The organism is Dehalobacter sp. (genome assembly GCA_023667845.1).
In the GTDB taxonomy this organism is placed as follows: domain Bacteria; phylum Bacillota; class Desulfitobacteriia; order Desulfitobacteriales; family Syntrophobotulaceae; genus Dehalobacter.
This window is the reverse complement of record JAMPIU010000206.1, coordinates 199,592-212,147: the sequence shown is the minus strand read 5'-3', so window position 1 is coordinate 212,147 and position 12,556 is coordinate 199,592. Positions and strand designations below refer to the sequence as shown.

14 protein-coding genes are annotated in these 12,556 nt (G+C 43.9%); all 14 read left to right on the top strand.

Annotated elements, in window-relative coordinates:
* Positions 1-26 precede the first annotated feature (26 nt).
* The 14 genes from NC238_17470 to NC238_17405 all read left to right on the top strand — a co-directional run bounded on the left by NC238_17470 (position 27) and on the right by NC238_17405 (position 12,555).
* A complete protein-coding gene (locus NC238_17470; protein ID MCM1567700.1) occupies positions 27-1,301 on the top strand; it encodes a divalent metal cation transporter in 1,275 nt (424 codons plus the stop codon).
* 496 nt (positions 1,302-1,797) lie between these two features.
* On the top strand, positions 1,798-2,082 hold the full coding sequence (locus NC238_17465; GenBank protein MCM1567699.1) for a hypothetical protein: 285 nt from the start codon (positions 1,798-1,800) through the stop codon (positions 2,080-2,082).
* A gap of 291 nt (positions 2,083-2,373) precedes the next feature.
* Positions 2,374-2,589: a YtxH domain-containing protein gene (locus NC238_17460; GenBank protein MCM1567698.1), complete on the top strand. Its 216-nt coding sequence runs from the start codon at positions 2,374-2,376 to the stop codon at positions 2,587-2,589.
* A 12-nt stretch (positions 2,590-2,601) separates the two neighbouring features.
* On the top strand, positions 2,602-2,778 hold the full coding sequence (locus tag NC238_17455) for a hypothetical protein (protein ID MCM1567697.1): 177 nt from the start codon (positions 2,602-2,604) through the stop codon (positions 2,776-2,778).
* Positions 2,779-2,788: 10 nt separating this feature from the next.
* A complete protein-coding gene (locus NC238_17450) occupies positions 2,789-3,244 on the top strand; it encodes a hypothetical protein (protein MCM1567696.1) in 456 nt (151 codons plus the stop codon).
* 172 nt (positions 3,245-3,416) lie between these two features.
* On the top strand, positions 3,417-3,776 hold the full coding sequence (locus NC238_17445) for a YggT family protein (GenBank protein MCM1567695.1): 360 nt from the start codon (positions 3,417-3,419) through the stop codon (positions 3,774-3,776).
* An 81-nt stretch (positions 3,777-3,857) separates the two neighbouring features.
* Positions 3,858-4,352, top strand: a complete 495-nt coding sequence (locus tag NC238_17440) for a hypothetical protein (GenBank protein ID MCM1567694.1) — start codon at positions 3,858-3,860, stop codon at positions 4,350-4,352.
* Positions 4,353-4,832: 480 nt separating this feature from the next.
* Entirely contained in the window at positions 4,833-6,584 is a 1,752-nt protein-coding gene (locus tag NC238_17435) for an ice-binding family protein (protein MCM1567693.1), read from the top strand.
* An 88-nt stretch (positions 6,585-6,672) separates the two neighbouring features.
* Positions 6,673-7,191, top strand: a complete 519-nt coding sequence (locus NC238_17430) for a class D sortase (protein MCM1567692.1) — start codon at positions 6,673-6,675, stop codon at positions 7,189-7,191.
* A gap of 110 nt (positions 7,192-7,301) precedes the next feature.
* Complete coding sequence (locus tag NC238_17425) at positions 7,302-7,649, top strand: hypothetical protein (protein MCM1567691.1); 348 nt, start codon at positions 7,302-7,304, stop codon at positions 7,647-7,649.
* A 111-nt stretch (positions 7,650-7,760) separates the two neighbouring features.
* Entirely contained in the window at positions 7,761-8,771 is a 1,011-nt protein-coding gene (locus NC238_17420) for a glycosidase (protein ID MCM1567690.1), read from the top strand.
* A 95-nt stretch (positions 8,772-8,866) separates the two neighbouring features.
* Positions 8,867-10,075: a glycosyltransferase family 4 protein gene (locus tag NC238_17415; GenBank protein MCM1567689.1), complete on the top strand. Its 1,209-nt coding sequence runs from the start codon at positions 8,867-8,869 to the stop codon at positions 10,073-10,075.
* Positions 10,076-11,140 carry a glycosyltransferase gene (locus tag NC238_17410; GenBank protein MCM1567688.1) on the top strand — a complete coding sequence of 355 codons (1,065 nt, stop codon included), beginning with the start codon at positions 10,076-10,078 and terminating at the stop codon, positions 11,138-11,140. It abuts the gene before it with no gap.
* Positions 11,137-12,555, top strand: a complete 1,419-nt coding sequence (locus tag NC238_17405; GenBank protein ID MCM1567687.1) for a mannose-1-phosphate guanylyltransferase/mannose-6-phosphate isomerase — start codon at positions 11,137-11,139, stop codon at positions 12,553-12,555. The genes NC238_17410 and NC238_17405 overlap by 4 nt, the downstream gene beginning before the upstream one ends.
* The last annotated feature ends 1 nt before the right edge of the window (position 12,556 follow it).

Below are 12,556 nucleotides of genomic sequence, written 5' to 3'. Positions count from 1 at the left end.
TCTATTATTAATTATAGGTGGTACATATGTTGAACTACCTGAAAAGGTTATTTAAAAAAATTGGCCCTGGCTTTATCACCGGCGCGGCTGATGACGACCCCTCCGGAATTGCTACCTATTCACAGACAGGCGCGATATTCGGATTCAGCCAGCTTTGGCTGGCATTATTTTCTTTCCCTTTTATGGTTGTTATTCAGCAAATGTGCGGCCGTATCGGAATGGTAACCGGAAAAGGGCTGGCCGGTGTAATTCTGGCCCATTACTCTAAACCGGTGTTATATTTATCGGTTTCTTTGTTAGTGATTGCGAATACAATTAATATTGGCGCGGATCTGGGAGCGATGGCTTCTGCGGCGCAAATGCTGCTGGGATTGCCTATCCTTTTTTGGCTATGCATCATGACAGGATTGATCATTGTTTTGGAGATTTTTGTAACCTACAAAACCTATTCTAAAGTTTTGAAGTATCTGGCCTTGACACTGTTGGCATACGTCTTGACAGCCTTAATCATTAAACTGGATTGGGGACTCATAATACAAAACACGGTGTTCCCAAAATTTCATTTTTCAAGAGAATATCTGCTCAATATTGTGGCAATTTTAGGAACCACGATATCCCCGTATTTATTTTTTTGGCAGGCATCAGAAGAGGTTGAGGAGGAAATCTTTGACGGTACAATTTCAGATATGGGCGTTGAAGAACCTGTGGTGTCCAGGATAAACGTTAATAATATGGATTTGGATACCATCGTAGGGATGTTTTTTTCTCAGGCAATCATGTTTTTTATCATCATTACCACGGCAGCAACGCTACATGCCAGTGGTATTACCAATATTGGAACGGCAACACAAGCAGCTGAGGCATTGAGGCCATTAGCCGGTGATTTTGCTTATCTGTTGTTTGCTGTTGGAATTATTGGTACAGGATTGCTGGCAGTTCCGATATTAGCCGGTTCTTCGGCTTATGCCGTTGCTGAGACGATTGGCTTGAAAGAGGGGTTAAGTAAAAAAGCCGGACTTGCCCCGGGATTCTATGGGGTTATTGTGGTCTCTACACTCATTGGCATGGTGATTAGTTGGTTGGGGATTGACCCGATTAAGGCGCTATATTATTCAGCGGTTTTAAATGGTTTAGCAGCACCACCATTGATGACACTGATCATATTGATTGCTAATAATAACAAGATTATGGGTAAGTATGTAAACAAGAGAATAAGTAATATCTTAGGATGGGTCATCGTTCTAGTCATGGCCATAGCAGGGATTTTGCTTATTATTGATTTGTTAAAGGGAGTTCTATAAGCAGGACTGACGAACACAACGGTAAGTGCAATAACTGTTGAATAATAGACGTTGTTATTCTTTTGAAATTGGATAAGGAGGTGCTGCAGGATTTATCAGTCAAATAATGATAAGAAATGTTTCCAAAGGGATTCCAGATTCGAGAAACCTTTGGCCGTTATAATACAATGGAAGAAATCAGCCATGTTGTGGATACTTTAGCCAAGGTCATAGAGGAACTCGAGAAGAATCAGTCCTTTAGGAAAAACAGGAGGGGTGTAATATGCCGTTTTCTATAATGAAACAGTACTGGAACATTTTGGCAATTCACGTAATGTGGAGAATATAGAGAATCCTGATGGTAAAGCTACAGAAGTTTTTGTTAAGCATCAGACAATAAATTATAAAAATTATTATAAATATTATTAGAATTATTTATTGACAAATAACACTAATTGATATATACTCAAGGTGAGCTAAACGCATAAAAAAAGCTAGGGGGTAAGTAGTAACCCGTATGAATATTCCAGCAAAAGCAATTGTATCCAACTCTGAAATGATAAAGAATTATAAAAGTTGCAGAGAAAAAGCAGAAAATTTAGGTAAAGTATTTGTTTTAAAAAACAATCAGCCCGATGCAGTATTGTTTTCTATCACGGAATATCAAAGGCTATCAATACTCATTGAGTACATGGAAAGTCTTGAAGAAAAAGATATTTCTAAAGTTATTGATTTTTTGCCAAAAGAGGGAGTTAGGAAAATGTACTCCATGAGTAATTTAAAGAATGATCTGGAAGAATGAACCAATAGATATTATCGTTAAGTATGCTCTAGAATATCCTCGCCGCAGATTTGGGATAAGCAAATAAAATTCAGGGTTGATTAAAGAATGATACAGGTAATGGTAGTTATGGGAGAATCAAGTTCATAGGATGAGATGGCGACTCAAAAAATGAATTTTGAGTCGCCATTTTTTAAATATGGATATGTGACATTTAAAGACGCTCCAGTTTCTACCAAGAAATTTATCTTAAATATTCATAATATTCTAAATAATATAAACAATTAAATTAAAAATAATATGGAGGTAAAAATGATTTTTAAAGATTTACTATTATTGGTTAACAAAGAGAAGAGAGAGAGAGAGAGAGTAAAGGCGGCACAGAAGATCGCTGTCGGAATGGGTGCAGCCGTTGCTGTAGGTGTTGCAACAGGAATTCTTTTTGCTCCAAAATCGGGAAAGGAAACACGTAGGAATATAAAAAATAATGCGATTAACGCTGTAGAAAGCATCAAGGATACGGTTTAGAAGAAGGTCGAGATGGTGAAGGATTCCACCGCGCATGCTGCACAAGAATTACGGAATGTTATCAAAGACGTTCAAGAGAAAAATGAAAATATAAAAAAGGACATTAAAGATGGTTCCCATGAAATCACTCAGGATATTCGTAAAACTGCCGAAAATATTTCGGATGAACTTAATAAAAAGGTAGAGTGAGGAACATACGATGATCATTCAATTCTCTTTACAGAACCTAATTATTTTTTTGGTTTGTGGAATAGGCATTGCAGCAGGGATCCTGCTGCTTCCTATTCTCAGGGACATCAAAAAGGCGGTGGGTGTCTTACGCTCTCTGCTTGAAACCAATCAGGAGTTTATCAATCAGAGTATCGGAACAATGCCGGGAATACTGGAGAATGCGGAACAAATAAGTAATAATGCCCGAGATACGACTGATAAGCTCAAAATCTCGGTTCCGGTGATTCTACAAGAAGTCGAGCAGGCTACTCATGCGGCCAGAGGAAGCTTTGAAACAACAAATGTCGTGATAGAAAATATTGGTTCCGGAATAAATGAAACGTTAGCAACATACCAGAAGGAAACATCCAGTATCGCAAATTATTTACATATACTGGAAGAAGTAATTCGAATAATCAGTCGCTCTCTTTCGTCCAGCAAATAGAAATTGTAAATTTAGGTATAGTAAAAGGATATACCGTAGGATTCGGATTAACGGATGCGACAGCAGCCGATGTTCAGCAAGTAATAATTAAGCTCTACCAAAGCTGAAATCACAGTAACTTTCAAGAATGGATTTAGTAAAATACTTTAGAAATTTATGGAGGATTGAAAAAATGAGTGTTGACATCATCAATAGACCCAATAGAGGAAAAAGTAAAGAAAGCTTAACAGCAAGAAGAATAGTTTATTATATCTTGGGTATTTTAGAAATTTTGCTTGCTTTTCGCTTGGTGTTTAAGATTCTAGGGGCTAACCCGAATAGTGGTTTTGTATCTTTCATTTATTCGCTTTCACAGGTGTTTTTAGTTCCGTTTACAGCTATTTTTAGATCGGCGGCAACGCAAGGCATTGAGACCAATGCAGTATTAGAACCAAGTACAGTGATTGCAATGATTGTTTATGCCCTGGTAGCTTGGGGAATAGTTAAACTAATTATTATCTTTACGAGAAGTCAGAATAAGGATCAAGTGTAATGCGTGATACCTAGTTAAGTTAGCGTATATACCATATGCAGAGGAAATCATTGTTAAATTGATAGACAAGGGGCGAGAATTATGCAGATTAAAAGAGGATTGGTTAAGTATCTATTATTATCCCTTATTACACTTGTTATCCTCATATTGATTATTTGTCCTCTCGTCGTTCCAAAGGCAGCGGAAAGCTCTGCTATCGGTTATGAAGTACCTGTTTATAATATACCTATTCCAGAAAACACACAGCGTGATATTTGGAAATTATGTGAGAAGAATAAACTGTCGTATGAGTTGGTTTTGGCAGTTTTCCAAATAGAAGGCGACAATAATATGCAAATTGACAGCATCAAAGCAGTCATTGAAAAACTGGCTTATTATAGAGATTATTGGACGGAGCAAGGATTTCCTGATGAGATTGTTTTTAATCTAATGTTGCTGTCCAAACAAAGAGGAATTGAAGGCTGCAAAGTTTTTATGGAAAATAGTGACACTTATGAGAGTGATAACTATGTTCAAAAAGTTACTGAATATAAATACTATCTTGAAAAAATTGATAGTGACAATATAAATATGTAAATTTGGAGCACTTAGCCAACGAATAATTAAGGACACAAAGCGGATTACAATAATGGCACAAGCCGCTAGCGCTAACTTGAGAGGAGCGCTGACAAAAAAACATACTGTTGCGAGATCTCAAAGTCAGGTGCGAATTCAAACGCACCGGTCGGCAGCGCCGATTAATCACTTAGGAGATTTTTTTTATCTGCAATAATAAAGAACTTTTTCAACGGAATCCGAACAACCCGCTGCACAAAGGACATTAAAAACAACACGGAAAGCCGTTTATTATAAAAAGTGTCTAGGGCGCCCAATTAATCAGCGATCATCAATCATATTTTAAAAAAGCAAAAAGATTATAATGAGCATGAATGGTGCACGTTCATGAAAAGTTGAGAATAGAGAGGATTAAAGAAATTGATGAGAATATTTAATAAAATGCGATTGATACCATTCGTACTTGCGCTATTACTCGTAGTGATGATGGCGGTACCTATAATGAGTATAGCAGCCCCTACTCCGCTGACAGTGAATCTTGGAAATGCCTCCAGTTTTGCGGTTTTAGCCGGCTCAGGAATCAGCAATACCGGATCGACCACAATCAACGGAGATGTTATCACCAATACAGGTGGAAATATTGGGCTGTCTCCGGGCTCTGCAGTCACTGGATTTCCGCCTGGGATAGTGTCAAATGGGGCAATACATGCGGCTGATGCTTTAGCAAGTGGGGCTCAGGACGCCCTGACAACCGCATATAATGACGCCTTCGGTAGGCCGGTCGATGTGGACTTGACTGGTCAGGATCTAGGCGGATTAACACTCACCCCTGGTGTCTACTCATTTAGCACATCGGCTCAGTTGACGGGAACGCTTACTCTCGACGGCCTGGGTGAAACCGATCCCGTATTCATATTTAAGGTGGGCGCCACGCTTATCACAGCATCAGGCAGTGATATTAACCTCATCAACGGTGCTCGTTACTGCCGAACCTTTTGGCAGATCGGAAGCTCCGCGACATTAGGAACGACCTCTCATTTCGTGGGACACATCTTCGCTTTGACATCCATCACAGCGAATACCGGTGCAACGGTGCAAGGGCAGTTGTTAGCACGAAATGGCGCAGTCACGCTAGACAGCAATACCATTACAAATGGGTTTTGTGGGGCGCTGAGAGTTACCAAGGTCTTTAGTGCATCGACGACTCCTTCTCCCGTCGTAATTAGAATCAACGGTCAATCCCCCAAAACCTTCAATGCAGTCAATGGCTGGACTCAGACTTGGGAGAACCTTCCCACTGGTAATTATACCATCACCGAGGATAATCTCGGACTTGGTTGGACGAATCAAATTCTCCCGACAACAACGATTCCTGTCTTAGACGGAGCTACGGCAACAGCTGCCATTACGAATACCTATACGCCTAGCAGTAACGGGGGCGGATCGGGGGGCGACGAATCGGTTCAGGTCTACCCACCATTGATCAACGTAGTAAAAACGCCGGAACCGCTGGCATTGACTTCGGGACAGGGCTCGGTCACATATACCTATAAAGTAACCAACCCCGGCACAGTCGCATTAAGTGCGGTTAGTGTCGCCGATGATAAAGTGAGTCCTGTGAATTATGTTTCCGGTGACGTCAACAATGACAACCTGCTTCAAGCCAATGAGACATGGATCTACACCAGCAAGACGAATCTCGGCGCAACCACGACAAACACCGCCACGGCCATAGGCAACGCAAATGGTATGTCAGCAACCGATATCGCGATAGTAACAGTTGTTGTATCCGGCACACCAACTGTTCCGCCATTAATCAACGTAGTAAAGACACCAGAACCGCTGGCATTGACTTCGGGACAGGGCTCGGTCACATACACCTATAAAGTAACCAACCCCGGCACAGCTGCATTAAGTGAAGTTAGTGTCAGCGATGATATGGTCAGTCCCGTGAACTATGTTTCCGGTGACGTCAACAATGACAACCTGCTTCAAGCCAATGAGACATGGATCTACACCAGCAAGATGAATCTCAGTGCAACCACGATGAACACTGCCACTGTCAAAGGCAGCGCAAATGGTATGACGGCAACCGATGTCGCGTTCGCAACGGTCATAGTAACGGTCACCAATACTGTTACCGGCGGGCAGCTCCCGAAAACGTCCACTCCTTTGTATGAGGTGCTTATTATCGGCGCTGTTCTAACGCTGGTCGGAGACATTTGCTGGAGAAACAGAAAGCGTTATGAATAATGTAAAACGATCACGGAGCAATTTTATCTTGGTTACCGCTCTATCCATAGGATTTATGGGTTTGGGGATAGGAAGTATCTTTTGGGCAATGTTTCGTATGTGGGTACCATCCAATTCTTATGCCGTGGCCTCGGTGGCACCGGTGGAAACGGCTCCTTCCCTCGTCCTGCTTGCACCAGATAAAATCCTTTACCCTGTATATCCTGCGGAGGGTGACAATATTGGGATCCTGACGATTCCGACCTTAAAGCTGAAATGGCCCATCTACCAAGGTACTGATGTGAAGGAATTGGAAAAAGGCGTTGGACACTTCATTCAAAGCGTACTTCCTGGGGAAAAAGATAATTGTGTTCTTTCCGGACATCGAGAAACGGTCTTCAGACAAATAGGCCGGCTGAAGATTGGGGATCAGCTAATTGTGCAAACTTCGGCCGGTACATTTACCTATGAGGTGAATGACACGCGAATCGTCCATGAAGACGACAAAACAGTGATCGTACCTACCGACCATGCCGTGCTGACGATGACCACATGTTATCCATTCAATACTCCTGGCTATTTTCCAGATCGCTATATCGTCTCAGCGGCTTTAGTAAAAAGTGAATAAACCATTCTATTTGCTCCAAAATCAGGAAAGGAAACACGTGAAAATATGAAAAAAATGTTGTTAAGACTGTAGAAAATATCAAGGATACGCTCCAGAAGAAGGTAGAGTTGGTGAAGGATTCCGCAGCTCATTCTGCGCAGGAAGTACGTAATGTCATCAAAGACGTTCATGAAACAACGGAAGATGTAAAAAATGATATTCAGGACGGTTATCATGATGTAACACAGAAAATTCATAAAACTGCCGAAACAAATATGGATATTGCCCAGAAGGAGGTAGAGCTAGTAAAGGATTCTGCGGCTCATGCTGCACAGGAAGTAATTCATGTCATTAAAGACTTTCATGGAAAAGCGGAAAGTGTAAAAAAGGACTTTAAGAGCGGATACCAGGAAATCACAAAGGATATTCATAAAACTACCAAAAATATTTCTAAAGAATTTAATAAATCTGCAGAGTGAAGAACATGTGGAATAGGAATTGCATCAGGGATTCTGCTGCTTCCTATTCACCGGAATTAGTATTCAAACGCACCGGTCGGCAGCGCCGATTAATCACTTAGGAGGCTTATTATCAATAATAATAATAAATTTGTGACTAAGCTAAAAAGTCAGGACAATACCTATAAAGAGCTTTTCCAACGGAATCCGAACAACCCGATATTAACAGCCAAGAGCTGGCCATATCCCGTAAATACAGTGTTCAATCCAGGGGTAACTCATTTTCAGGGCAAAATTTTGCTGCTTGCCCGAGTGGAGGATAGACGGGGGTTTTCTCACTTTACCAAGGCCATCAGCGAAGACGGGGTTAGAAACTGGCAAATTGACGACATACCGACGCTGGAGCCGGAACCGGACAACCATCCTGAAGAACTGTGGGGGATTGAAGATCCGCGGATTACTAGGCTCGATGAATTAGGCAAATGGGCTATTACCTATACTGCATTTTCCCGTGGTGGGCCCCTCGTGGCGATGGCGCTAACGGACGACTTTATTCATTTCGAGCGGCTTGGATCGGTGATGCCGCCGGAAGACAAAGATGCCGCACTTTTTCCGCGCAAGGTAGACGGGAAATGGGCGCTTATTCACCGGCCGATTGTCACTGACTACGTACCAGGGGCGCACATCTGGCTGTCGTATTCCGACGATCTGGTTCATTGGAGCAATAGCCGCGTGCTGATGTACGCCCGCCGAGGCAGCTGGTGGGATGGCAGTAAAATTGGTCTTAGTGCTACGCCTTTGGAAACAGCTGAAGGCTGGCTTATGTTATACCATGGGGTGCGCCAGACCGCTGCCGGGGCAATTTACCGGCTTGGCTTGGCCCTGCTCGACTTAGACGATCCGTTTAAAGTGTTGCATCGGAGCGATGAATGGGTCTTTGGCCCGGTAGAGGAGTATGAACGGCAGGGAGATGTAGCCGATGTGGTCTTTGCGGGTGGATGGGTGTTGGACGATAAGACAGGACTGCTAAAAATGTACTACGGGGGGGCGGACACATGCATTGCTTTGGCTACGGCATCTATCAACGACATACTGGAATACATTCGAAAATGTCCGGAATCGAGGGAAATGGATATTTGTTGAGAAGACATGCTTTGAGGAAATGATGTAAGAGGATAGAATTACCGGCAAAAATGATATGAATGATAACAAAAAAAGAAAAAAGGGAGATCATGAAGATGGAAAAGACATACCAAACAAGGAAGTTGACATTTTTAAGCACATATCCGCCGCGAGAATGTGGGTTGGCCACATTTACGGAGGACTTGATGAACGAAATCGATAAAATAGGCTCATTCAGACCGAACGTGATTGCGGTCACGAATACGGAAGAATATGAGGATTCGCGGGTGGCAGCCAAACTGAGTCAACACGACCGCGCCAGCTATTTCCAGACTGCCCGCTGGGCAAACACGCATACCGGATTGCTGGTTATTGAGCATGAATATGGCATATTTGGCGGGGAGTGTGGCGAATACATTCTGGATCTAGCCAAGAATTTGACAATACCTTTTATCATCACGACACACACTGTACTGACGAACCCATCCCCAAAACAACGGATAGTTTTGCATGAGCTTGGTCGACTCAGCGCGATGGTGGTGACGATGGCAGAAAGCGCGGTCCCGTTGTTGATAAGAACGTACGGCATCGAGCCGAGTAAAATAACGGTCATTGCCCACGGAGTTCCAAGCCTGATTATTAAGTCGCGGGAAGAGCTAAAAGTTAGGCATGGCTTAGAAAACAAACAGGTCATCAGCAGTTTCGGTCTCCTAAGCCCGGCGAAGGGGCTTGAATATGGGATAGAAGCTGTTGCCAAAGTTGTGTCGGAACATGAAAGCCTGGTGTACCTTGTTCTGGGTAAAACGCATCCCTGCGTCAAGGCGCAAAATGGCGAAAGTTATCGGGAAAGTCTGATTACTTTGGCACAGCGCCTGGGTGTAGGGAATAATATACGGTTTATTGATAAGTATCTAACGAAAGAAGAAGTCATGACTTACCTCAAACTGTCGGACATCTATATGACGCCGTATCTGTCTAAAGAGCAGGCAGTCAGCGGGACATTGGCGTATGCCGTGGGGTGCGGGCGGGTTGTCGTATCGACTCCGTACCGGTATGCCCAGGAGTTGCTTGGAAATGGCCGGGGAATGCTCGCCGAATTTAGTGATTCCGACTCTCTGGCGTCATGCATCCGAGATGTACTTGAGAGTCCCCTGCGAAAGAAAGAAATGGAAAGAAAGACCTTTGCGGTCGGACAGACGATGACTTGGGCTAAGGTTGCCGGGCGCTATACGAAGCTGGCTTTCAACATGATGGAGGCAGCGATGGAGACAAAGATAGATCAAACGATGGATCAACCGATGGGGCGAGGAGTGCTGGTAGGATAAATGGATCAATTTGCAATCACGTTGAATGATGCACATATTTTCAGAATGACCGATGACACAGGTATGTTCCAACATGCGCGGTTTAGCCTGCCCAACCTAACGGAGGGATACACCACGGACGATAATGCCCGGGCACTGATCATGGCGGTGATGCTCTATGAGCAAGGCAAGAAAACCACTTACCTGGCGCTTGTCTACCGCTATCTGGCATTCATACTGCATGCTCAGAATGAAAACGGAGTATTCAGGAATTTTATGACATACGGTCGTCAATTCACGGAAAAGGAAGGATCTGAGGATTGTTTTGGCCGCTGTTTATGGGCTCTCAGTTTTACACAAGCCTCGTCAGTAATGCCTCATGGCATTAAAGAAGCCTGTGCCGCTGCAATACTTAAGGCCCTGCCCAATATCAATAACCTTTTCGGACTGCGCGGCCAAGCCTATGCGATGATAGGTCTTGGCCATATTGAAGGTTCCCAAGCCGAGATTCTCCTGACAGGATTAGCTGATTCCCTGATCAGTCGTTTTGAACACGATGCCGGAGATAAGGATTGGCAATGGTTTGAGAACAGCCTTACTTATGACAATGCGGTGTTACCGTGGGCATTGTTTGTAGCTTACAGGCGGCTTCGACAAGCGCATATGCTTCGTGTAGCGCAAGAGAGTTTACAGTTTTTTGATAAGATTTCATTTCGTGACGGTTATTTTCGGGCGGTTGGCTGCAAAGGATGGCTGCTGCGAGGTTCGAAACCGACATTGTATGACGAGCAGCCTCTCGAGGCAAGCACCGCTGCTTTGGCTCATTTGGCCGCCTATGAAGCCACCGGCGAGCAGAGGATGTTGGAACTGGCCCAACAGAGTTTTGCCTGGTATCTGGGAAATAACTCTCAAAACGAAGGCCTGATTGATGGGGAGACCGGAGGATGTCTTGATGGCATCACCGCTAAAGGCTTCAACTTTAACCAGGGGGCCGAAAGTATCATTGGGTACTGTATCGCCAATCTGGCCTTGGCAAAATATAAAACAGATTTCGTCGGTTTGGAAAGGAAAGTGATTCTCAGATGAAGGTAATTATCCTTGCGGGTGGCGGGGGAAACCGTCTATTCCCCCTATCGCGGACAAAATTCCCTAAGCAGTTTCTAAACTTTAATGGCGGCAAATCTCTTCTAACACAGACCATAGAGCGGTTTCTGGTACTGGTTCAACCGGCGGATATGGTTATCGTTACCAATCAAGAATATGCTTACCACGTAAGAGCTGAGCTGGTCGCCGCCCAGGCGGGTCAGGCGCATATTCTTTTAGAGCCTTTGGCACGGAACACTGCGCCGGCTATTGCCTTGGCACTTCGGTATTGTGTTGACCGGCTGGGATGCGGATTGGATGAGGTGATGTTAGTAACGCCCTCAGACCATGTCATCAGTCCGGTAGAGGCCTTTGCTTCTACTGCGCATTTGGCGGAGGGCATGGCAAACCAGGATAGGATTGTGACCTTTGGGGTAGAACCTCATTGTCCAGAAACAGGTTATGGCTATATTCAGGTCGGGCCGCCCTTTGGCAGTGGCTTTGCAGTAAATTCCTTCCATGAAAAACCGGATAAGATCACCGCAGAAGGATACCTTGCAGCCGGTAATTACTATTGGAACTCAGGCATGTTTGCCTTCACCATCAATTGTATGATGAACGAACTGCGGATTCATCAGCCGGATATTTATGATCTTGCTGACAAGAGCCTGAATGAAATACTAGAAAATTTTGAAGAAATGCCCAATATTTCGATTGATTATGCAGTGATCGAGAAATCCAAGCAGGTGGTATTGCTGCCACTCTGTGCGAAATGGAGCGACATCGGGTCTTGGGATGCGATCTATGACATTTTGGATAAAGATACGGATGGTAATGCCTTTGAAGGGGACTGTATTTCACTTGATTGTAAGAATACATTGATGATGGGACAAAGTCGTCTGATTGCCGGCATCGGACTGGAAGATTTGCTGGTAATAGAGACGGACGATGTGATTCTGGTAGCCAAAAAGGGTGAGTCGCAGAAGGTAAAGGATCTGGTGAACCAGATCAAGGCAGATGGCCGGACGATAGCTGACGAACATACCACAGTATTTCGGCCTTGGGGACAATATTCTTTGCTGTCCGGCGGACGAGGATATCAAATGAAAAAAATTGCTGTCAACCCGGGGCAGATACTCAGTTTACAGATGCATTACCATCGCAGTGAACATTGGATCGTCGTCGGTGGCACCGCGAAGGTGACCATTGGGGAAACAGAACAGATGGTACATGAGAATGAAAGCGTGTTTATTCCGCAAACGACAAAGCATCGTCTAGAAAATCCTGGGAAGTTATTGCTGGAAATTATTGAACTACAGAATGGCGGTTACCTGGAAGAGGATGATATTGTACGGTTTGAAGATATCTATGGCCGAGAGGATGCGGATCGGGCCGTAGAAATTTCCGTAGGGGTATAAG